Source organism: Pseudoxanthomonas sp., assembly GCF_051953815.1.
Classification (GTDB): domain Bacteria; phylum Pseudomonadota; class Gammaproteobacteria; order Xanthomonadales; family Xanthomonadaceae; genus Pseudoxanthomonas_A.
The window spans coordinates 152,941-172,876 of the sequence record NZ_JBQCIJ010000036.1 but is presented as its reverse complement, the minus strand read 5'-3'; the positions used below and the strand labels follow the sequence as shown (position 1 = coordinate 172,876).

General features: G+C 69.3%; 21 protein-coding genes, 1 pseudogene and 1 riboswitch. Of the genes and pseudogenes, 13 read left to right on the top strand and 9 right to left on the bottom strand.

All coding sequences use genetic code 11. From position 1 onward, the window contains the following. Positions 1–370: 370 nt before the first annotated feature. From ACTHN1_RS10150 to ACTHN1_RS10140, 3 genes are all read left to right on the top strand, one after another. Entirely contained in the window at positions 371–1,726 is a 1,356-nt protein-coding gene (locus ACTHN1_RS10150; protein WP_440470823.1) for a DEAD/DEAH box helicase, read from the top strand. A gap of 46 nt (positions 1,727–1,772) precedes the next feature. Then, positions 1,773–2,126 (top strand): 6-carboxytetrahydropterin synthase QueD, encoded by a 354-nt coding sequence (gene queD / locus ACTHN1_RS10145; RefSeq protein WP_440470822.1) that lies wholly within the window; start codon positions 1,773–1,775, stop codon positions 2,124–2,126. A 354-nt stretch (positions 2,127–2,480) separates the two neighbouring features. Further along, positions 2,481–2,876 (top strand): phasin family protein, encoded by a 396-nt coding sequence (locus ACTHN1_RS10140; RefSeq protein ID WP_183640850.1) that lies wholly within the window; start codon positions 2,481–2,483, stop codon positions 2,874–2,876. A 240-nt stretch (positions 2,877–3,116) separates the two neighbouring features. Here the strand turns inward: ACTHN1_RS10140 and bioD are convergent, their stop codons facing one another. Beyond that, positions 3,117–3,785: a dethiobiotin synthase gene (bioD, locus tag ACTHN1_RS10135; RefSeq protein ID WP_440470821.1), complete on the bottom strand. Its 669-nt coding sequence runs from the start codon at positions 3,783–3,785 to the stop codon at positions 3,117–3,119. Positions 3,786–3,981: 196 nt separating this feature from the next. On the opposite strand from bioD, the gene ACTHN1_RS10130 reads away from it, so the two are divergent. Together ACTHN1_RS10130 and ACTHN1_RS10125 are read left to right on the top strand one after the other, a co-directional pair. Continuing rightward, positions 3,982–4,467 (top strand): GAF domain-containing protein, encoded by a 486-nt coding sequence (locus tag ACTHN1_RS10130; protein ID WP_440470820.1) that lies wholly within the window; start codon positions 3,982–3,984, stop codon positions 4,465–4,467. Positions 4,468–4,469: 2 nt separating this feature from the next. Next, entirely contained in the window at positions 4,470–4,847 is a 378-nt protein-coding gene (locus ACTHN1_RS10125) for a TfoX/Sxy family protein (protein ID WP_440470899.1), read from the top strand. Between the two features lie 10 nt (positions 4,848–4,857). On the opposite strand, the gene cobS is transcribed toward ACTHN1_RS10125, so the two are convergent. From cobS to cobT, 3 genes are read right to left on the bottom strand one after another with little or no spacing between them, the layout of a single operon-like run. Further along, positions 4,858–5,604, bottom strand: a complete 747-nt coding sequence (gene cobS, locus ACTHN1_RS10120) for an adenosylcobinamide-GDP ribazoletransferase (protein ID WP_440470819.1) — start codon at positions 5,602–5,604, stop codon at positions 4,858–4,860. Further along, the gene (locus ACTHN1_RS10115) at positions 5,601–6,197 is read right to left on the bottom strand and encodes a histidine phosphatase family protein (RefSeq protein ID WP_440470818.1); all 597 of its coding nucleotides are present in this window, start codon (positions 6,195–6,197) and stop codon (positions 5,601–5,603) included. Before ACTHN1_RS10115 ends, cobS begins: the two co-directional genes overlap by 4 nt. Then, a complete protein-coding gene (gene cobT, locus ACTHN1_RS10110) occupies positions 6,194–7,258 on the bottom strand; it encodes a nicotinate-nucleotide--dimethylbenzimidazole phosphoribosyltransferase (protein ID WP_440470817.1) in 1,065 nt (354 codons plus the stop codon). Before cobT ends, ACTHN1_RS10115 begins: the two co-directional genes overlap by 4 nt. 113 nt (positions 7,259–7,371) lie before the next feature. Continuing rightward, a riboswitch (cobalamin riboswitch) is annotated at positions 7,372–7,613 on the top strand. Positions 7,614–7,740: 127 nt separating this feature from the next. Here cobT and btuB point away from each other — a divergent pair. Beyond that, on the top strand, positions 7,741–9,573 hold the full coding sequence (gene btuB, locus ACTHN1_RS10105; protein ID WP_440470816.1) for a TonB-dependent vitamin B12 receptor: 1,833 nt from the start codon (positions 7,741–7,743) through the stop codon (positions 9,571–9,573). A 73-nt stretch (positions 9,574–9,646) separates the two neighbouring features. On the opposite strand, the gene dinB is transcribed toward btuB, so the two are convergent. Then, positions 9,647–10,717 carry a DNA polymerase IV gene (gene dinB / locus ACTHN1_RS10100; protein ID WP_440470815.1) on the bottom strand — a complete coding sequence of 357 codons (1,071 nt, stop codon included), beginning with the start codon at positions 10,715–10,717 and terminating at the stop codon, positions 9,647–9,649. Positions 10,718–10,862: 145 nt separating this feature from the next. Beyond that, positions 10,863–12,278, bottom strand: coding sequence for a PLP-dependent aminotransferase family protein (locus tag ACTHN1_RS10095; RefSeq protein WP_440470814.1), 1,416 nt, complete (start codon positions 12,276–12,278; stop codon positions 10,863–10,865). Between the two features lie 140 nt (positions 12,279–12,418). On the opposite strand from ACTHN1_RS10095, the gene ACTHN1_RS10090 reads away from it, so the two are divergent. Continuing rightward, positions 12,419–12,742 (top strand): hypothetical protein, encoded by a 324-nt coding sequence (locus tag ACTHN1_RS10090; RefSeq protein WP_440470813.1) that lies wholly within the window; start codon positions 12,419–12,421, stop codon positions 12,740–12,742. 28 nt (positions 12,743–12,770) lie between these two features. Continuing rightward, a complete protein-coding gene (locus ACTHN1_RS10085; RefSeq protein ID WP_440470812.1) occupies positions 12,771–12,977 on the top strand; it encodes a twin transmembrane helix small protein in 207 nt (68 codons plus the stop codon). 52 nt (positions 12,978–13,029) lie between these two features. On the opposite strand, the gene ACTHN1_RS10080 is transcribed toward ACTHN1_RS10085, so the two are convergent. Both ACTHN1_RS10080 and ACTHN1_RS10075 read right to left on the bottom strand, forming a co-directional pair. Beyond that, positions 13,030–13,167 (bottom strand): hypothetical protein, encoded by a 138-nt coding sequence (locus ACTHN1_RS10080; RefSeq protein WP_295383104.1) that lies wholly within the window; start codon positions 13,165–13,167, stop codon positions 13,030–13,032. After that, positions 13,164–13,334, bottom strand: coding sequence for a hypothetical protein (locus ACTHN1_RS10075; protein WP_440470811.1), 171 nt, complete (start codon positions 13,332–13,334; stop codon positions 13,164–13,166). Before ACTHN1_RS10075 ends, ACTHN1_RS10080 begins: the two co-directional genes overlap by 4 nt. 110 nt (positions 13,335–13,444) lie before the next feature. Here ACTHN1_RS10075 and ACTHN1_RS10070 point away from each other — a divergent pair, with 110 nt between their 5' ends. Then, the gene (locus ACTHN1_RS10070) at positions 13,445–14,725 is read left to right on the top strand and encodes a hypothetical protein (protein ID WP_440470810.1); all 1,281 of its coding nucleotides are present in this window, start codon (positions 13,445–13,447) and stop codon (positions 14,723–14,725) included. A gap of 146 nt (positions 14,726–14,871) precedes the next feature. On the opposite strand, the gene ACTHN1_RS10065 is transcribed toward ACTHN1_RS10070, so the two are convergent. Continuing rightward, complete coding sequence (locus ACTHN1_RS10065; RefSeq protein ID WP_440470809.1) at positions 14,872–15,351, bottom strand: YcxB family protein; 480 nt, start codon at positions 15,349–15,351, stop codon at positions 14,872–14,874. 499 nt (positions 15,352–15,850) lie between these two features. Here ACTHN1_RS10065 and ACTHN1_RS10060 point away from each other — a divergent pair, with 499 nt between their 5' ends. From ACTHN1_RS10060 to ACTHN1_RS10045, 4 genes and pseudogenes are all read left to right on the top strand, one after another. Further along, positions 15,851–16,594 (top strand): DUF3348 domain-containing protein, encoded by a 744-nt coding sequence (locus ACTHN1_RS10060; protein WP_440470808.1) that lies wholly within the window; start codon positions 15,851–15,853, stop codon positions 16,592–16,594. Between the two features lies 1 nt (position 16,595). Then, entirely contained in the window at positions 16,596–18,707 is a 2,112-nt protein-coding gene (locus tag ACTHN1_RS10055; protein ID WP_440470807.1) for a DUF802 domain-containing protein, read from the top strand. Then, positions 18,704–19,363 carry an OmpA family protein gene (locus ACTHN1_RS10050; RefSeq protein ID WP_440470806.1) on the top strand — a complete coding sequence of 220 codons (660 nt, stop codon included), beginning with the start codon at positions 18,704–18,706 and terminating at the stop codon, positions 19,361–19,363. Before ACTHN1_RS10055 ends, ACTHN1_RS10050 begins: the two co-directional genes overlap by 4 nt. After that, positions 19,356–19,877, top strand: a pseudogene (locus tag ACTHN1_RS10045) (DUF2894 domain-containing protein); the annotation flags it as partial. The gene ACTHN1_RS10050 and the pseudogene ACTHN1_RS10045, both read left to right, overlap by 8 nt. Positions 19,878–19,936: the final 59 nt, after the last annotated feature.

The window sequence follows — 19,936 nt, the reverse complement described above, 5'->3', positions numbered from 1 at the left end:
GGCAAAACAGGGGCTTATTGTATATCGGCCCCGTCCGGCGTTCCTTGTCCCTGAATGGCGCGGGCGCCGGCCGGACGCGGAAAACCCCGCTGGGCCCCGGAATCGGTTAAAGTGCGCGCCGTTTGCCAGCGGCCGTTCGTTTCCCCAACGGTCCGCCGATGCCGGTCCCTCCGCGGTCCCGCATCCGCCCCACTCCGACTGCTTTCGCTGCGCAAACCCGGAGTCGCCATGTGGCGCCTTCCGCCTTTTCCCCTCTCGCAGCGCGGTTTCCAGGGAACGCTACGGGTAAACGGCCGATCCGCCATCGCCGCCGCGCCTGACCGCGCGTCGTCGGCGCGGGTGGCGTCCGCCGCCTTTGGAGTACTCCGCAATGACGTTTGAATCCCTTGGCCTCGCGCCGGCCCTGCTGCGCGCGCTGGACGAACAGGGCTACACCGAGCCCACCCCCGTGCAGGCCCAGGCCATCCCGCTCGCGCTGGCCGGCCACGACCTGCTGGCCGGCGCCCAGACCGGCACCGGCAAGACCGCCGCGTTCGGCCTGCCGCTGATCCAGTACCTGGCGAGCACCCCGCAGGAAGTCGCGCCGCGCGGCGGCCGCAAGCCGCGCGCGCTGATCCTCACCCCGACCCGCGAACTGGCCGTGCAGGTGCATGACAGCCTGCGCGCGTACGGCAAGTACCTGCGCATTCCCAGCACCACCATCTACGGCGGCGTCGGCATGGGCAACCAGCTCGACGCGCTGCGTCGCGGCGTGGACCTGGTCATCGCCTGCCCGGGCCGCCTGATCGACCACATCGAACGCCGCAGCGTGGATCTGTCCGGCATCGAGGTGCTGGTGCTCGACGAGGCCGACCGCATGCTCGACATGGGCTTCCTGCCCTCGATCAAGCGCATCCTCGCCAAGCTGCCGCGCCAGAACCGGCAGACCCTGCTGTTCTCCGCCACCTTCGCCGATCCGATCCGCGAATTGGCGCTGGAGTTCATGCACGAGCCTCGACAGGTGCAGGTGACCCCGAACAACACCGTCGCCGACACCATCACCCACCGCGTCCATCCGGTCGACGGCGGCCGCAAGCGCGAACTGCTGCTGCACCTGCTCGCCGCCGACAGCCGCGTGCAGACGCTGGTGTTCGGCCGCACCAAGCACGGCTGCGACAAGCTGGCGACGTTCCTGGAAAAAAGCGGCGTGCGCGCCGCCGCCATCCACGGCAACAAGTCGCAGGGCGCGCGCCTGCGCGCGCTGAGCGACTTCAAGGCCGGCCGGGTCAACGTGCTGGTCGCCACCGACATCGCCGCGCGCGGCATCGACATCGACCAGTTGCCGCGGGTGATCAACTTCGACCTGCCGATGGTCGCCGAGGACTACGTGCACCGCATCGGCCGCACCGGCCGCGCCGGCGCGCAGGGCGAGGCGATCTCGATCGTCGCCCAGGACGAGGCCAAGCTGCTGCGCCAGATCAACCGCATGCTCAAGCGCGATCTGGACATCGTGGAAGTGCCCGGCTTCGAGCCGCAGGTGCCGATCCGCTGGGGCAACTCGCAGGCCCGGCAGGACGAGCGTCCCGCCGGCAACAAGGCCCCGCGCAAGCACACCCGTCGTCCGCACGGCGAAGCCCCGCGCCACGCCCACGCCGGCCCGAAGAAGCACGGCGGCGGCGGCGGCCGTCGCCAGGGCCAGGGACACGGCCAGCAGCGCAATGGCGGTGGCCGCCAGCCGCGGTCCTGATCGGGCCGCGTTCGCCCGGTCCTTCCTACCGACCTAGAATCACGCCATGGACATCTTCAAGATCTTCACCCTGGAAGCCGCCCACCGCCTGCCCAACGTGCCGGAAGGGCACAAGTGCGCGCGGCTGCACGGGCACTCGTTCCGGGTGGAACTGCGCGTGTCCGGCGAGATCGATCCGCACACCGGCTGGGTGATGGACTTCGCCGACATCAAGGCGGCGTTCAAGCCGATCTACGACCGCCTGGATCACCACTACCTCAACGACATCCCGGGCCTGGAGAATCCGACCAGCGAGCGGCTGGCCGCCTGGATCTGGGAACAGCTCAAGCCGAGCCTGCCCGGGCTGAGCGAGGTCGTGGTCCACGAGACCTGCACCGCCGGCAGCCGCTACCGCGGCTGAGTCCGGCGGCACGTCGTCCGGCGGCGCGTCCCCGGCCGCTCGAACCCTGGAGCACTTCGCACGGGCCACCCGAGGGTGGCCCGTTTGCCGTGCGCGGTCCGGACGATGAACGGGCGTGGGCGGGCGAAGGCGGGCGGCCGGTTGCACCGCGCCGGTGCGGGCGACGACGCCGCGGAACCGCGCGCGTCGGCGGCTTCGCGCGGTCCCGCCCCCTATTCAGCTTTCGCTCGCAAGCGGCTGATTTTTAACGGGGACTGACCGTTCGTCGGAAAACCATACGCCTGTTATTGCACCGCAACAAAGACATCGATATGCTGCGCCGCAACATCCTCGTATTCCCTTTTGGAGTGCACCATGTCCGCCCAGTTCAACGAGCAGTTCAGCACCTACACGCACCAGTTCGCGGCGGCCGCTGCCCGCGCGAACCGTCTGGCCCTGGAAAGCGCCGAAACCATCTTCGGCGTCCAGCTGAAGACCTTCGAGAAGAACGTCGACGCCACCACCGCCTTCTTCGGCGAGCTGGCCGAAGTGCGTGATCTCGACAGCTACAAGACCCTGTGGCCGAAGGGCGTGCAGATCGCCAAGGACAACACCGAGCGCCTCGTCGCCGCCGGCCAGGAAGTGTTCGGTCTGGCGCTGAAGACCGGTGAAGCCTTCGGCCAGCTGGCCAAGAGCCAGTACGAAGCCGCCACCGACAACGTCCAGGCCACCGTGGCCAAGGCGACCAAGGCTGCCAAGGCCGCCAAGTAATACTCGTAAACCCGCTTCAAAGCTCTCTCCGAAATTTGCGCGGACTCCCCTCCCGCCGCGCAATCCGGCCCGGCAAGCGCCTCCCGCTGCCGGGCCTTTTTTATGCCCGGCGTCCCGTTCCCCGCCTGCGGGGGAAGGTGCCGAAGGCGGATGGGGGCGCTCTTCGCCGGATTCCACGCTTGCTGGAAATCCGCTTCTCCAAACACAGGCATCGCCCCTTCCCGGCCAGGCGCAGCCCATCTAACCCGGCAACACCACCTGCCCCGCCGCCGCCGCCGGATCCACCGGCGCGCGATGCGCCAGCCGCCCCCAACAGGGCGCCTCGATGCGCGCCTTCAGCAATTCGAAATTCTCGTCCCGCCGCGCCATGTCCGGATCCACCTCGTTGGCGATCCAGCCGATCAGTTCGGCGCCATCGGCGCGGATGGCGCGCACGGTCAGGCGCGCGTGGTTGAGGCAGCCCAGCCGCATGCCCACCACCAGCACCACCGGCAGGCGCAGCGCGCGCACCAGATCCCGCTGATCCAGCGAGGCCGACAGCGGCGCCGCCCAGCCGCCCACGCCTTCCACCACCACCACATCGGCCTGCGCCCGCAGACGTTCGTAAGCCGCGACGATCGGCGGCAACGCCAGGGTGACGCCGGCTTCGCGCGCGGCGATTTCCGGCGCCAGCGGTTCGGGCAGCGCGTAGGGATTGAGATCCGCATACGCGGGACGCGGTTCGCTGGCGGCCAGCAGGGCCAGCGCATCCTCGTTGCGCCAGCCGTCCGCGGCGCGTTCGCAGCCGCTGGCGACCGGCTTCATGCCGATGGCCCGGTGACCGCGTCCGCGCAGGGCATGCAGCAGGGTGGTGCTGGCGAAGGTCTTGCCGGCCCCGGTATCGGTGCCGGTGACGAAGAAGCTTTGCATCCGTTGAAGGTTCCGATGCGCCCGCGGCGCTGGACCGGGGATGGTAGCGGGCGGGCCCGCGATTGCCAGCCCATCGACCGCCGCCACCGCCAGCCCCGTGACGACGTCCTGTTTTGGCCCGTCATCACGTTCTCTTCATCAATCCATCCATTTCCCGGTGCCCGGGTCCCTCGCGGGTTCGGGCTAGAATCCAGCGATGTCCTTCACCAGCCAGACCCTGACCGGCAGCAAACCGGAACAATACGCGCAGTTGGCCGCCCAGGCGCGCGCCCTGCTCAGTGGCGAAAGCGATCGCATCGCCAATGCCGCCAACCTGTCGGCGCTGATTTACCACACGCTGCCCGACCTCAACTGGGCCGGCTTTTATTTCTACGATGGCACCGAACTGGTGGTCGGCCCGTTCCAGGGGCTGCCGGCCTGCGTGCGCATCGCCCTGGACAAGGGCGTCTGCGGCGCGGCCGCGCGCACCCGCCAGACCCAGCGCGTCGAGGACGTGGACGCGTTCCCCGGCCACATCGCCTGCGACAGCGCTTCGCGCTCGGAACTGGTGGTGCCGCTGGTCAAGCAGGATCGCCTGATCGGCGTGCTCGATCTGGACAGCCCGCGCCTGGCGCGTTTCGACGAAGAGGATCAGCGCGGGCTGGAAACGGTCGCCGGGATCTTCGTGGAGGCGCTGGCATGAGCATCAGCACCGCCAAGATGCGCAACATCGGCCCCAAGTCGGCGGCCTGGCTGCGCCAGGTCGGCCTGCGCACGCAGGAGGATCTGGTGGCGGTGGGATCGGTCGAGGCCTTCATGCGGGTCAAGCGCGCCGGTTTCCGTCCCAGCCTCAATCTGCTGTACGCGCTGGAAGGCGCGCTGCTGGATTGCCATTGGCAGCAGTTGCCGGAGGAACGCCGCGGCGAACTGCTGGTGGCCTACGACGCGGCCGCCGCGCTGTTGCCGCCGCCGCGCGGCCGTCCCGCCGCCGCGCCGGTGACGACCACCCACGTCCAGGACGATGACGGCGGCGCGCCGGCGATGAACCTGTTCGATTCGCCGGGCGGCGATCAGGACGACTGAGCCGCCGGCCTCAGAACAGGCGCCAGGTCGCCGGCGCCAGCGCCAATGCGAGCAGCAGCAGGGTTTCCAGCACTTCGGTGCTGGCGCCCAGGCAATCGCCGGAAATCCCGCCCAGCCGGCGTTTCCAGTACCACGCGGTCAGCGGCGCCAGCAGCACGCAGATCAGCAGCGGCGGCGCCAGCCACACACTGATCGCCGCCAGCGCCACGCCCCACGCCCAGTCCCAGTACGCGCCTTCGTTGCGATACCAGGCGAAGCGTTCGGCCATCCCCGCATGCAGCGGCGGCAGCCAGCGGCTCCACAGCAGGGTGGTCGCCCAACGCGCCCACGCCGGCACCAGCAGCACGCCCCACAGCCAGGCGCCGCCGGCCAGTTCGGCCAGCAGCACGAACTTGGCCAGCACCTGCAGCACGATCGTGACCACGCCGAACACGCCCATGTGCGGATCCTTCAGCACCTCCAGGAACCGCCGCGGATCGCGGTGCGCCGCGCCGAACGCGTCGGCCACGTCGCCGAGCCCGTCCAGGTGCAGCGCGCCGGTCACCCATACCCACGCGATCAGCGCGAGCAGGCCCGCCAGCCACGGCCGCGCATCCAGTGCCCACAGCGGCAGCGCCACCAGCGCACCGATCAGCACGCCCACCAGCGGGAAGTACACCGCCGTGCGGCTCAGTTCCTCTTCGCGGAAGTCGCGCAGCTGCGGCGTCGGCAGGCGGGTCAGGAACTGCACCGCCAGGATCAGTTTGCGCACGCTCATGCCTGCCTCACTTCAATCAGTTCGCCCCAAAGGCGATCCGCAGCATCGGTCCGCACGCGCAGTCGCAGGCGGGTGCCGTAGTCGATGCGCACCGCCCACAGCGACGCCAGCGGCAACCCGCAGGCCAGCGCCAGCGCCAACCGCAGCGGCCCGGCGTGGCTGACCACCAGCACCGGCAACGCGTCGTCCTGCGCGGCCAGCGCGCGCAGGGCGCGTTCGATGCGCGCTTCGAACGCGGCCCACGGTTCGGCGTTCGGCGGCGGGTTCGCGCCGGGATCCTGGTAGAACGCCTGCAACGCGCGGCGCGAAGCTTCATCCACCGCGACCGCATCGCGATGCCGGCCGTCCCAGTCGCCGAAATCCCATTCGGCCCAGTCTTCGACGATCTCCACCGGCACTGCCTGCGCGCCGGCCAGCGCCTGCGCGGTGTCCCGCGCGCGTTGGCGCGGTGAACTGATCACCCGCGACCACGCCATCCCGGCGCAACCGCCGCAGACCGCGTCGGCCGCGCCGGGCAACAGCGGCGGATCGGTGCGCCCGTCGAAATGCCCGGCGCGGCCGGTCGAGGCGTGGCGCACCAGATCGAGGATCATGGGGTGTCTTCGCGTCCGGACACCGCGGCCTCGGCGAACGTCGCCATGCCGTTGTGCAGCGCGCAGGCCAGTCGCAGCAACGGCAGCGCCAACGCCGCGCCGCTGCCTTCGCCCAGGCGCAGATCCAGCTGCAGCAGCGGACGCGCCGCCAGCGCCGCCAGCACCCGCGCGTGGCCGCGTTCGGCCGATTGATGCGAGAACAGCAGCCACGGCCGCACCTGCGGTTGCAGTGCGACCGCGGCCAGCGCCGCCGCCGAGACGATGAAGCCGTCCACCAGCACCGGCACGCCACGCTGCACGGCGGCGATCATCGCGCCGGCCATCGCGGCGATTTCCAGTCCGCCGACCCGGCGCAGCGCCTCGCGCGCGGGTACGGCGCTGGCCGCGATATGCGGCCGGTGCAGATCCAGCGCGCCGGCGATCACCCGCCGCTTGTGGGCGATGCGCTCGCCCTGCAGGCCGGTGCCCGCGCCGACCAGTTCCTCCAGCGGCAGATCCGCGAGCGCGCAGGCCAGCGCGCTGGCGGCGGTGGTGTTGCCGATGCCCATCTCGCCGAACAGGAACAGATCCGCCTCGTCCGTCGCCTCGATGGCGCGACGGCCGGCGGCCAGCGCATGCGCGAGTTCGTCCTCGCTCATCGCCGCCTCGAGGCTGAAGTCGCGGGTGCCGTGGCGGGGCTTGTCGACATGCACGCCGGCGATGGCCTGGGTGGCCCGCGTGCCGGCATCCACCAGCGACAGCGGCAGGCCGAGTTCGCGCGCCAGCACCGAAATCGCCGCGCCGCCATTGGCGAAGTTGTGCAGCATCTGCACCGTCACCTCGGAGGGAAACGCGGAAACGCCCTGCGCCACCACGCCGTGATCGCCGGCGAACACGATCACCGGCACCCGCGCCGCCACCGGGCGATCCCGGTGCTGCAACGCCGCCAGTTCGATCGCCAGGGTTTCGACGCGTCCGAGCGAACCCTGCGGCTTGGTCAGTTCGTCCTGGCGCGCGCGGGCGCGTTCGCGATGTTCGGGGGAAGGTTGCCGGCAGTCGGCGAGAATCCAGTCCTGGGACACGTGCGGATTTCTGGCTATCGGGGAGAGTCGCGATTCTACGGGAGGCGTGAGCGTCGCCCGGTCGCGCGCCGAACCGGGCCCGCCGTCCGGCTCCCGCCGGACCGGCTTCTGCTAGAATCGCCGCGCTTTCTGGTGACCCGCGGGCGGTTCCGCCCTGGGTTGAAACGGGAAGCCGGTGAATCCGCATGCGCCGCCTCGGCGCCGACGCGGGTGATTCCGGCGCTGCCCCCGCAACGGTAAGCGAGCCAGGCCTGGGCATACGCCACTGTGCATCCGCACGGGAAGGCGCCCTGGCCGGCGATGGTCCGCCATCGCGCTCGCAAGCCCGGAGACCGGCCCGAAAGAACGACTGGTTGCGACGCGGCGGGCGTTGCGGCGGCGAGCGCCGTGCGTGCGGCCGTTTCCGCTGTCTTCCCGTTCCCGTGTTGCCGCCTCCCCCCTTTATGCCGCGCGGGAGCGCGCGGCGCATGGAGCCGAACGCAATGCCGCATCTTCGTACCCTGTCCCTGGCCGTCGCCCTCGCGCTGCCGGGCCTGGCCCTCGCCCAGGACGCCACCCAGCTGGACGACGTCGTCGTCACCAGCACCCGCACCGCGATCGCGCTGGAAGACAGCCTGGCGCCGGCGCAGGTCATCGACCGCGCCGACATCGAGCGAAGCCAGGCGTCCTCGCTGCAGGATCTGCTGCGCGGCCGCGCCGGCATCAATCTGACCAACGCCGGCGGCGCGGGCAAGCAGACCTCGCTGTTCCTGCGCGGCACCAACTCCAGCCATACCCTGGTGCTGATAGACGGCGTACGGGTGAATTCGGCCGATTTCGCCGCCGCCGCCATTCCGGATCTGCCGCTGGCGCAGATCGACCGCATCGAGATCGTGCGCGGTCCGAATTCCAGCCTGTACGGCTCCGAGGCCATCGGCGGCGTGATCCAGATCTTCACCCGCCGCAACCAGGGCGCCTATGCGCCGCACTTCCAGGTCGGCGGCGGCAGCAACGGCCTGCGCCAGGCCAGCGCCGGCTTCGGCGGCGGCGGCGAGCGTGGCTGGTTCGGCGCCGATGCGTCCTACCAGCGCACCGACGGCATTAACGCCTGCCGCGGCTCGGCCACGCTGTTCAAGGGCTGCTACGCCGACGAGCCGGATCGCGACGGCTACCGCAATGTCTCGGCCAGCCTGCGCGGCGGCTACAAGCTGACCGACACGCTGACCGCGGAAGCCAGCGCGCTGCGCGCGGAAGGCGCGAACAAGTACGACGGTTACTACAACTACACCGAGAACGTGCAGCAGGTGTTGAACGGCAAGGTCCGCTACGCGCCGACCGATCGCTTCGCCCTGACCGTCAACGTCGGCCGCAGCGACAACGAGACCGACAACTACCGCAACGAAGTCGACCACGACAGCACCCACAACACCCATCGCAACACCGCCAGCGCGCAGGCCGACATCGGCCTGGGCCGGGATCAGCTGCTGAGCGTCGGCGCGGACTGGTACATCGATCATCTCGACAGCACCACCGACTACGCCGCCGACAGCCGCCGCAACACCGCCGGCTTCGTCGAGTACCAGGGCAAGTTCGGCGCGCACCAGCTGCAGGCCAGCGTGCGCAACGACGACAACGAGCAGTTCGGCAACCACACCACCGGCAACCTGGGCTGGAGCATGCGCTTGGGCAAGGGCTTCAAGCTCAGCGCGAGCTACGGCACCGGCTTCAAGGCGCCGACCTTCAGCGATCTGTACGATCCGTGGAGCGGCAACCGCGATCTGGAACCGGAAAAGTCGAAGAGCCTGAACCTCGGCATCGCCCAGAACGGCGACGCCTGGCGCTGGGCGCTGGATCTCTACGAAACCCGCATCGACGATCTGATCACCTATGACGGCAGCAGCTTCCGGATGGTGCAGGTGGACGAAGCCCGCATCCGCGGCGCCGAGTTCACCGTCGACGTGACCGTGGCCGGCTGGGATCTGTCCGCCCAGCTCAGCCACACCGATCCGCGCAACCGCAGCGCCAGCAACGACGACAAGCTGCTGCCGCGCCGTGCGCGCAACACCGGCCGCATCGACGTGGATCGCGCATTCGGCGATTTCCGCATCGGCGCGACGGTCAACGGCGCCGGTTACCGCTACGACGAACTGACCAACGCCACCCGCCTGGGCGGCTTCGCCACCGCCGACCTGCGGCTGGAATACGCGGTCACGCCGGAATGGACGCTGCTGGCCAAGGTCGACAACGTGTTCGACCGCGAGTACGAAACCATCGCCTGGTACAACCAGCCGGGCCGCGAATACGGCCTGAGCCTGCGCTACCAGCCCAAGCGCTGATCGCCGAACCGCAACGAAAAAGCCCGGCAACCGCCGGGCTTTTTCTTGCAATCCCGCCCACGGGAGACAGCGGTCACGGGGAATCTTCGAACAGGCCGGGCTGTTCCATGATCTCGCCGCGCTCGCGGAAACCGGACAGGCCCACGCCGACCAGGCGGTAAAGCGTGTCCGCCGGCAGATCCACGCGATCGCGCAATGCCAATGCGATGGCGGTGAATTCCTCGACGGTGGTCGGCGGCGCCTCGGGGGTGAAACTGCGGGTGAGGATGCGGAACTGGGCGGTCTTCAGCTTCAGCACCACGGTGCAGCCGACCCGGTCGGTCTTGCGCGTCGCTTCCCAGGTCTTGCCGGCCAGGCGGCGGACCTGCTCGTCGATGGCCGACAGCGGCACGTCGCGCTCGAAGGTGTCCTCGGAGGAAATCGACTGCACCGGCTGGTCCGGTTCCACCGGGCGCTCGTCGATGCCGCGCGCGCGCCGGTACAGGCTGCCGCCGAAACTGCCGAAGCGCTGTTCCAGTTCGGCCTGCGGATGCGCGCGCAGTTCGCCCACCGTGCGGATGCCCAGTGCGTGCAGCTTGCCCAGCATCACCTTGCCGACGCCGGGAATGCGCTCCACCGGCAGCGGGGTGAGGAAAGCTTCCACCTGCTGCGGCCGGATCACGAACAGGCCGTCGGGCTTGCGCCAGTCCGAGGCGATCTTGGCCAGGAACTTGTTGGGCGCCACGCCCGCCGACGCGGTCAGCGCGGTCTCCTCGCGGATCTGCGCGCGGATGGTTTCGGCGATGGCGGTCGCCGAGGGCAAGCCGGTCCGGGATTCGGTGACGTCGAGATAGGCCTCGTCCAGCGACAGCGGTTCGACCAGTTCCGTCTGGCGCAGGAAGATTTCGCGCACCTGCCGCGACACCGCCTTGTAGCGGACGAAGTCCGGCGGCACGAAGATGCCGTCCGGACACAGTCGCTCGGCGCGCACCGCCGGCATCGCCGAGCGCACGCCGAATTTGCGCGCCTCGTACGATGCCGCGCAGACCACCGAGCGCGCGCCGCGCCAGGCCACGATCACCGGCTTGCCGCGCAACGAGGGATCGTCGCGTTGCTCCACCGACGCGTAGAACGCGTCCATGTCGATGTGGATGATCTTGCGCATGCCGCCGGTATTGTAAGAGAGCTTCCTTCACCGGTTCGATCGCGAAATCGATCGCGAACTTGCGGGAGCGACGTCAGTCGCGACACCGGGTCTGCGGACGCCAAGGAAAAGCTCGCGACTTACGTCGCTCCCACAACACAGGATCCTAGATCTGGGCGGCGACCAGCCGGCCCAGGGTGGCGAGGGCGTTTTCCGTGCGTGCGTCCAGCGGGTGCCCGTGGTTGAGGCGGATGCAGTGGCGGAACGCGCGGCTGGCCGAGAACATCGGTCCGGGCGCGAGGCTGATGCCCTGCGCCAGCGCCTGCCGGTGCAGCGCCAGCGCGTCCACCCGCGCCGGCAGTTCCAGCCACAGGAAGTAGCCGCCCTGCGGCCGGGTGACCCGCGTGCCCTCGGGAAAATGCCGCGCGATCGCGCCGATGTATTCCTGTTGCTGTTGCTCCAGCGCCTTGCGCAGGCGCCGCAGGTGGCGCTCGTAGCCGCCCTTTTCCAGATATGCGGCCAGACCGAGCTGGCCCGGGGCCGAAGTCGCCAGCGAGAAGGTCAGCTTGTGATGGGCGATCTCGCGCGCATAGCGGCCCGGCGCGACCCAGCCGACCCGGTAGCCCGGCGCCAGGCTCTTGGAGAACGAGCCGCAATGCAGCACGCGTCCGCCGCGGTCGAAGGCCTTGGCCGGGAGCGGGCGGCGCTCGCCGAAGTACAGTTCGGCGTACACGTCGTCCTCGATCAGCGGGATGTCGTGGCGATCCAGCAGTTCCACCAGCGCGCGTTTCTTCTCCTCCGGCAAGGTGCACCCCAGTGGGTTCTGGAAGCTGGTCATCAGCCAGCACGCGCGCGGGCGATGGCGTTCGATGGCCTGCGCCAGCGCATCCAGATCGATGCCCTCGCGCGGATGCGTGGGCACCTCCAGCGCATGCAGGCCGTGCCGTTCCAGCGCCTGCAGGGCGGCGTAGAAACAAGGCGACTCCACCACCACGGTATCGCCGGGCCGGGTGACCGCCTGCAGGCACAGGTTCAGGCCTTCCAGCGCGCCATTGGTGATGACGATTTCCTCCGCCGGCACCTGCATCCCGGCGATCAGGTAGCGCAATGCGATCTGCCGGCGCAGCTGGATCTTGCCCGGGGTCAGATCGTCCACGGTGCTCCACGGATCCAGCGACTGCGCGGCGGCGGCCATCGCCCGCCCGAGCTTGTCCAGCGGATACAGCAGCGGACTGGGGAACGCGGATCCCAGGGGCACCACGTCGTGCGCCATCGCCGACTCCAGCACCTCGAACACCAGTTCGCTGACGTCCACCGGGCGCGCGCCGTCGGCCGGCTGCGAGGCGCGCTCGGGTTCCGGCGGCAGCGGCCTCGCGTCGTCGGCCACGTAGTAGCCCGAGCGCGGACGCGAGCGGATCAGGCCGCGCGCCTCCAGCAGGTAGTAGGCCTGGAACACCGTGGACGGACTGACCTTGCGGCGGGCGCTGGTCTGGCGCACCGAGGGCAGCCGCTGGCCCGGGCGCAGCAGTCCCTCGCGGACGGAGCGGGCGATGTCCTCGGCCAGGGATTCGTAGCGCTTCATTTCATCCCTTTCCAATCAATCGGTTATCGAATCAGAATCGAATCTGATCCGGTTTTTCGGCAACGATTCTGATTCTTGGAGAACTGCTCCGCAATCCCTAGGATCTGCGCCAGACTCTCCTCCATCCGCCGCCACGTCCCATGAACGCGCAGGTCGAACTCAATCTGGCCCTGATCCTGTTCCTGCCCTGGTTCGCCATCCTCGCCGCGCTGTACTGGATCTATCCGCGCCAGCCGCGCGGCCCCGGCCGGCGCCTGTTCGACACCGCCGCGCTGGTGTTGGCCACCGCGCTGTCGGCCTGGGGCATGCACTGGGGTTTCCTCAACGCCGATCCCAACGCCGGCGCGATCTGGAAGCAGGTGCTCGCCACCTCGGTCGCCTATGGCCTGTTCCTGATGGTGATGACCCTCGCCATCGCCGTGCGGGCCTGGTGCATGCCCGCTTCCCCCGCGCGCGCCCGCTGACGCGTCCCCCACTTACCGGACTTTGTCCATGAAACTCCTGCTCATCCTCGGCTTCCTCGGCGTGATCCTCTACAACCTCGGCGCCGGCCTGTACTACATGCTGGTCGACGAAGGCCGCAGCAAGCGCACCGTCAATGCGCTCACCCGCCGCATCGGATTCTCGGTGGCGCTGATCGTGATCGTGATGATCGGCATCGCCAGCGGCTGGATCCAGCCGCACGGCGTGTTGAACTGAGCCGTCATCGGATGGCACGCGTCCGTTGCGTGCCATCCGACCGCCCGCGCTTTCAACGGCGGGCCTCGGCCTCGCGCAGTTTCTGCGCGCACTCCTCGCAGCACACCTCGACGGTGTGACCGCCGATGCTGACTTCGATGGCGTTGCCGTCCAGCGGGTAATCGCAGACGGCGCAGGTCTTCTCGCTCATGACACGCTCAAGTCCCGGCGGTGTTGAGACCCGGCCTGGACGATCTCCCCAGAGCAGGAGATGATGCCGTCGATGAAGCCCGCCTGCTGTATGTCGCCCTGACCCGCGCCCTGGATCGGTTGATCATGACGCACGGCCAGATCTCCGATTCCAGTCGGCGGATTCATGATTCGATCTCGAATGCGCGGCAATCGCCGGACAGCCTGAGCTGAATTCCGCGCGCTCCGACCTTTCGCCTCCCCAGCCGGAGGTTGCCCACACACCTCCCCGGGAGCCGATGAAAACACCCGCTGAAATCGTGGAAGCCTTTGCCCAATCGGGCTGGAAGAACAACGACCCGATGGGTCAGGTGCTGGCGCTGCGGCGGGAGGACCCGGTCGCCCTGGCGAATCTTGTACTGCGCTTCCTGGACAGCGGACTGACGCATACGACTTTCATCGACGTCGCAATGGACTTGATGGACGATGCCTCCCATGCCGATGCCGTGCGCCGGATCTGGCAACGATTTCTTGGCGGACAGAATGGCGGCGGGTCGGGCAGACTGCTGGAGTCCGCCGCCATCCAATGGCCGCACGTGTTCGCCGGCCATTGGGAACAGCTGTTATCGGCTTCGCACGCCGCGACGGGCCTGCACGTTGACAACGCCTGGCGGGCGATGGACGAGGCCACGGCCCTGGAGTGGCTCGGCTTGGTGGAAGCCGGCGCGGACGATCGCGATCGCGCCATGGCCTTGTTGCATACGCGCCGGCCCGACGTGGTGCACGCGGCGTGGCGCAAGGTGTTCGCCGGACAGCCCGACATGGATGAGATCGCCTGGATGGATACGCTGGGCTATGCGCTGAAGGACGGAAACCTGCGTCCCTTGCACGGAGATCGTCCGTTGCACATCAGCTTCGGCAAGACGCAGCGACGGCTCATGGATGCATCCCGGCCGGCATGGTCACGCGAGATCCACCGGCTGCATCCGACCTGGCAGCCGGCGATCACGGCTGATCCACCTTTCGCCGCCAATATGGGCGGCGCGCTGGCGTCGGCGTGCGGACTATGCCACGACGCCTTGCACTGTCTGCTCGCCGTGCCTGATCCCCGTCGCGCCGGCATCACCAGCGATACGCCGCTGGTGTTTGGCGTCTGTCTGTCCTGCCTCGGCTGGGAAGGCGATCCCGCCATGTACTACCGACATGACGCAGCGGGCACGCCGCAGGCTCATCCCTCCCAACAGAACGCCGACCCCGTTACCCCCGAGTTCCCCGCAAGCCCCTTGCTGGAGGCGGAAGTCGAGCTGTTCGAGGCCCCGGCGCGCTGGACCTGGCAAGACTGGGGAGAATCGAACGGCCGCCAGAACCTCAGCCGGGTCGGCGGAGCACCCTCCTGGGTGCAGTCAGCCTGGTATCCGCCTTGTCCCGATTGCGGCGACTGCATGGATTTCGTCATGCAACTGGATTCCAACTTGCCGCAGGAAGATGGCGGCGAATGGCTATGGGGCAGTGGCGGTTGCAACTATACGTTCTGGTGCGCGCACTGCCGGGTCAGTGCTCATTTCTGGCAGTGCACCTAGTGACACGGGATGTCGTGGTCGCATCGGTTCATGCCCGGCGCAGGCCATGGTGGCTGGACACGCGCAATCAAGCGGCGCGAAACGGCCTTCGCCTTGTCCCTCATTCCGCACGGACGTCACCGGATGCCCTGTTTCTCCGGCAAACGTCAAAGTCCGTGCCGCGTTACCTGCCGACGGAACGCATCGACCAGTTCTGAATCGCGGAACCAGGATTTGGGCAGCATCTCGAACATCATGTCGGAGTGATACAGCAGGAACATCCGTTCGTCCTCGCGCATCCGCAGGTAGTGTTTCCACGGTCGCGCAGCCTGCCCTGCCGCGGAACTGACGCGAAGATGATCGGCATCCCATGCATAGGTGTAGGCGGCCCGGAGCGATGCCTGTTGCCTGTATAACCGCCGGTATTTCCAGGGCAGATAGACGAAGGACATCACCGCCTCGCCTGCCCACCCGCCACCGCCGATGCCGAGCAGAACCACGCCCGGATAGCGGTGGCCCAACATGAGCAGCCCTGCACCCAGCAGGGCGAGCACGCTGCACAGGATCATCTGCAGGCGGACCGGACGCCGACGGTGCAGGCGCTGCGCCGCGACGAAATCCTCGAAGGTGATGGTGCCGGTGATCATCGAGGCGCGGCTCGTCCGGAAAGGGGTGGAGTCTGCCGCCCGCGCGCGGGTGCGGCAATCCATTGTCTTTCAAAGTCAGTGAGCTCATCCGTGGATGCGGGGAGACCACCCATGGCCTCGAATCCGGCGCAGGTCCGATGCCCGCGTCCGACGCGCCGGATTCATCTGGCTCAGGGGCTATCGCACCGCCTGGGGCCAGACCCGCGCCATGACGAGCCCCGCCCCAGCTTCACCTTCCCGTGGACGCGGCAGGCACCGAGGCCGAGCGCTGCGGACTGCACGTCCGGTCGCCTGACCTCCGCGATGAAGACCGCAGGGGATGCCAACGCTGGCTTTGGACCCGGCCAGGCGTTCGGGCCCCGGCGGCCCGGTCCCGGCCCCGGCCCGCCCTCGTGCCGGATAAGCGGCGGCGCCAGGCCTCTCGCCCGGTCGAGCCCGCTTCCGGACGGCGGCGGCCCGCCCCGACCGTGTAAAATGTGCGTTTTTTCAGCCCCACCGAATGTTGGAAGCCCCCCAACGGGCGGCGGTCCGTGGCCCGACGTTCATCCGTCTGCTGGCCCGCCTGACGGACGCGGACGTCCCCTCCCCCAGACAATCGCTGTCGGACCGGTTGAGCCAATGGATCGACTGGAACCACGCCGTGGCCCTGTCCACCGCGCTGGACAGCCGGCCCGAGACCGACCCGTTCGCCGAACCGGCGCCGGCCACCGCGATGGAGGAGGATTGCGCGCGCGTGCGCGCCGCGCTGACCCGCGCCATCGCCGAAGATCCCGCGTTCGATCCGGACGCGCGGCGCGGCGGCGCGCGTACCCCGGACGGTGCGGCGGAAACACCGGACTACCCGTTCTTCCGCCAGCGCTACCTGGCCCTGCAGCAGAGCATGGACACCGCCATCGGCCTCCTGCGCGGCCGCGTGCGCGATCAACTGGCCGATCGCTCGACCGGACTGGCCCGGCTCGCCGCCGTCGACGCGGTGATGGAACGCGCGCTCGGCCGGCGCGAACGCCGCCTGCTGGCCGCCGCGCCGACCCTGCTGGGTCCCCATTTCGAACGCCTGCGCCTGGCCGCGCAGGCCAACTCAACCGACACACCGGAACCGGACGAAGCCGCTCCCCACGCCTCGGACGCGTGGCTGGAGGCATTCCGCAGGGACATGCGGAATCTGCTGCTCGCCGAACTGGATGTCCGCCTGCAACCGGCGGAGGGCCTGCTCGCGGCCCTTCGCACCCACCCGCTTGGATAACATGTTCAGAAATCTGCTCACTCCCGCCGTCTTCCTCGCCGGCCTGGTCGCCGTCTGCTGGATCGCCCTGGGCTATGTCGGCGCCAATCCACTGGCCCTGTCCGTCACGCTGCTGATCGGCGCCTGCTATGTCGCCGGCGGATTCGAGCTGTATCGCTATCGGCAGGCCACCGCCACGCTCACCGGCGCGGTCGCCGATCTGTCCACGCCGCCGGCCGATCTGGGCGACTGGCTGGCGCGCCTGCATGCGTCTCTGCGTCATCCGGTGCGCCTGCGCATCGAGGGCGAGCGCGTCGCGCTGCCGACCCCCTCGCTCACGCCCTACCTGGTCGGCCTGCTGGTCCTGCTCGGCATGCTCGGCACCCTGCTGGGCATGATGAGCACGCTGCGCGGCACCGGCATGGCGCTGGAAAGCGCCGCCGATCTGGACGCCATCCGCGAATCGCTGGCCGCGCCGGTCAAGGGCCTGGGCTTCGCTTTCGGGACATCGATCGCCGGCGTCGCCGCCTCGGCCATGCTCGGCCTGCTGTCGGCGTTGTGCCGCCGCGAACGCCAGCAGGCCGTACAGCCGCTGGACATGGCCATCGCCACCAGCCTGCGCGTGCATTCGCAGGCGCACCAGCGCGAGGAAGCCTTCCGCCTGTTGCAGCGCCAGACCGATGCGATGCCGGCGCTGGTGGATCGCCTGGAAGCGATGATGGCGGCGCTGGAGCAGCAGGGCCGCGCGGCCAACGAGCAGTTGCAGGCGCGCCAGGATGCTTTCCACGAACGCACCGAAGCCGTGCACGCGCGACTGGCCGCATCGGTGGAAACCTCGCTGAAGGAAAGCGTCGGCGAAAGCGCGCGCGCCGCCAGCGCCGCATTGCAGCCGATCATGGAAACCACGATGTCGGCCATCGCGCGCGAGACCACCGCGCTGCACGGTGCGCTGAACCAGGCGGTGCGGCAGCAACTGGATGGTCTGTCCTCCGGCTTTGCCACGTCCACCACGACGGTCGCCGATCTCTGGCGCCAGGCGCTGGCGGAACAGCGCGAATCCAACGGCGCGCTGGTGCAGGATCTGCGCGGCTCGCTGGCGCAGTTCGCCGGCACCTTCGAACAGCGCTCGGCGGAACTGCTCGAACACGTCTCCACCCGTTTCGAAACCGCCACCACCAGCGCCGCGGATGCCTGGAAGGGCGCGCTGTCCGAACAGGCGTCGGCCAACGAAGCATTGGCCGCGCGCAACCAGCAGGCGCTGGACGCCGCCGCCGCCAGCTTCCGGCAGCAGGCCGCCGCGCTGGTCGGCCAGGTGCAGCAGTCGCACGCGGATCTGCAGGCCGCGCTGGAAACCCGCGACCAGCAGCGCCTGTCCGCCTGGAGCGACGCGTTCGGCGCGATGACCGGCGCGCTGGGCCAGCGCTGGGAACAGGCCGGCGAACTCGCCGCCAGCCGCCAGCAGGCGATCTGCGACACCCTCGCCGGCACCGCGCAGGACATCTCCGCGCAGACCCAGGCGCACGCGCGCGACACCATCGCCGAGATCTCGCGGCTGGTGCAGACCGCCTCGGAAGCGCCGAAGGCCGCCGCCGAAGTCATCGCCGAACTGCGCCAGAAACTCTCCGACAGCATGGTCCGCGACACCGCCATGCTGGAGGAGCGCAGCCGCCTGCTGGAAACGTTGCAGACGCTGCTGGACGCGGTCAATCACGCCTCGACCGAACAGCGCACCGCCATCGACGCGCTGGTCACCACCTCCGCCGACCTGCTGGATCGCGTTGGCACCCGTTTCACCGATCACATCGAGGCCGAGACCGGCCGGCTCGGCGACGCCGCCAGCCAGGTCACCGCCGGCGCGGTCGAAGTGGCGAGCCTGGGCGATGCCTTCGGCGCGGCCGTGCAGCAGTTCGGCGAGTGGAACGATCGCCTGGTCGAACGCCTGCAGGGCGTGGAGAACGCGCTCGACAAATCGCTCGCCCGCAGCGACGAGCAGCTGGCGTACTACGTGGCGCAGGCGCGCGAGGTCATCGACCTCAGCATGCTGGCGCAGCGCCAGATCATCGAGGATCTGCAGCAGCTGTCCGATCGCCGGGCGGCCATCGACCCGTCCGCGGTTGAAACGGAAGCCGCATGAGCGCCGATATCGAGGCCGAAGTCGAATCGAACACGCCGATCTGGGCCGCCTTCGGCGACCTGATGTCGGTGCTGCTGGGCGTGTTCGTGCTGATCCTGGTCGGCGTGATCGGCGCGCAGATGCAGCTGTCGAACCGGCTGGACGAGGAAGTCCGCCAGCGCCAGCTCGAAGCGCAGCGGCGCAAGGCGCTGGAACAGGCGCTGGCGGTGCCGCTGGCGGAAGGCCGGGTGACCCTGGTCGACGGCCGCATCGGCATCCGCGGCAGCGTGCTGTTCGCGCTGAATTCCGATCAACTGCAACCGGAAGGCCAGGCCCTGCTGAAGAGCCTGGCCGGCCCGCTGGCCGACTACCTGAAGGCGCGCGACGAGATCCTGATGGTCAGCGGCTTCACCGATGATCGCCAGGTGCGCGACGGCAATCGCCAGTTCGTCGACAACTGGGACCTGTCGGCCAATCGCGCGCTCACGGTCACCCGCACGCTGATCGTCGAGGGCGTGCCGGCCTCCTCGGTGTTCGCCGCGGCATTCGGCGCCGAGCAGCCGGTCAGCTCCAACGCCAGCGAGGAAGGACGCGCCCGCAACCGCCGGGTGGAAATCGCGCCGATGCCGCGCCCCGGGACCACCCCGCCCGCCACCGCCGACGCGACGCATGAGTGATGACGGCGCGCCACCGGTGAACGCGGCCGAAGCCATGCCCGGGCGGGATCCGATCCGGGTGCCCGTCCGCGCGTTGATCGCCGAAGCCATGGCGCGGCGCGGCGCCTCGCAGGGCGAAGCGGTGCGTCGCCTGCTCGAAGAAAAACGGGTGGCGCTGCGCGGCGGGAACCACGATGCCGCCGCGCCATCGCCCTCCCCGCCCGCGCCTACCGCGCTGGGCAATCTGCTCGACCACATCGCCGAACAGATCGCGGTGCGCGACAGCGAGCAGCTGGCGGCGGGCGATCCGCCACGCCCGCCGTTTCCGGAAGTGGGCATGCTGGAGGACGCGCGCAGACGCTGGTCGCGGATCCGCGCCGAGAGCCAGCTGCGCGAATCGCTGGAAACCGCGCCCACCGACGCCGGCCCGCTCAACTCCGGCCGGCTGGTGCACCGCGCGATCACGCTGATGCGCGAACAGTCCGCCGGCTACCTGCAATCGTTCCTGTCCTACCTCGACGCGCTCGCCTGGCTGGAACAGATGAGCGATGGCGGCGTCCTGGCGGCCGAGGACGCACCGCGCGTCGCCACCGA

Coding starts and splice junctions, on each gene's coding strand:
- ACTHN1_RS10090 (WP_440470813.1), top strand. CDS start 12,419: ATGAACGCGCAGGTCGAACTCAATCTGGCCCTGATCCTGTTCCTGCCC.
- ACTHN1_RS10085 (WP_440470812.1), top strand. CDS start 12,771: ATGAAACTCCTGCTCATCCTCGGCTTCCTCGGCGTGATCCTCTACAAC.
- ACTHN1_RS10130 (WP_440470820.1), top strand. CDS start 3,982: ATGTCCTTCACCAGCCAGACCCTGACCGGCAGCAAACCGGAACAATAC.
- ACTHN1_RS10115 (WP_440470818.1), bottom strand. CDS start 6,197: ATGATCCTCGATCTGGTGCGCCACGCCTCGACCGGCCGCGCCGGGCAT.
- queD (WP_440470822.1), top strand. CDS start 1,773: ATGGACATCTTCAAGATCTTCACCCTGGAAGCCGCCCACCGCCTGCCC.
- ACTHN1_RS10070 (WP_440470810.1), top strand. CDS start 13,445: ATGAAAACACCCGCTGAAATCGTGGAAGCCTTTGCCCAATCGGGCTGG.
- ACTHN1_RS10080 (WP_295383104.1), bottom strand. CDS start 13,167: ATGAGCGAGAAGACCTGCGCCGTCTGCGATTACCCGCTGGACGGCAAC.
- ACTHN1_RS10065 (WP_440470809.1), bottom strand. CDS start 15,351: ATGATCACCGGCACCATCACCTTCGAGGATTTCGTCGCGGCGCAGCGC.
- dinB (WP_440470815.1), bottom strand. CDS start 10,717: ATGCGCAAGATCATCCACATCGACATGGACGCGTTCTACGCGTCGGTG.
- ACTHN1_RS10095 (WP_440470814.1), bottom strand. CDS start 12,278: ATGAAGCGCTACGAATCCCTGGCCGAGGACATCGCCCGCTCCGTCCGC.
- btuB (WP_440470816.1), top strand. CDS start 7,741: ATGCCGCATCTTCGTACCCTGTCCCTGGCCGTCGCCCTCGCGCTGCCG.
- ACTHN1_RS10060 (WP_440470808.1), top strand. CDS start 15,851: ATGTTGGAAGCCCCCCAACGGGCGGCGGTCCGTGGCCCGACGTTCATC.
- ACTHN1_RS10140 (WP_183640850.1), top strand. CDS start 2,481: ATGTCCGCCCAGTTCAACGAGCAGTTCAGCACCTACACGCACCAGTTC.
- ACTHN1_RS10050 (WP_440470806.1), top strand. CDS start 18,704: ATGAGCGCCGATATCGAGGCCGAAGTCGAATCGAACACGCCGATCTGG.
- bioD (WP_440470821.1), bottom strand. CDS start 3,785: ATGCAAAGCTTCTTCGTCACCGGCACCGATACCGGGGCCGGCAAGACC.
- ACTHN1_RS10150 (WP_440470823.1), top strand. CDS start 371: ATGACGTTTGAATCCCTTGGCCTCGCGCCGGCCCTGCTGCGCGCGCTG.
- cobS (WP_440470819.1), bottom strand. CDS start 5,604: ATGAGCGTGCGCAAACTGATCCTGGCGGTGCAGTTCCTGACCCGCCTG.
- ACTHN1_RS10055 (WP_440470807.1), top strand. CDS start 16,596: ATGTTCAGAAATCTGCTCACTCCCGCCGTCTTCCTCGCCGGCCTGGTC.
- ACTHN1_RS10075 (WP_440470811.1), bottom strand. CDS start 13,334: ATGAATCCGCCGACTGGAATCGGAGATCTGGCCGTGCGTCATGATCAA.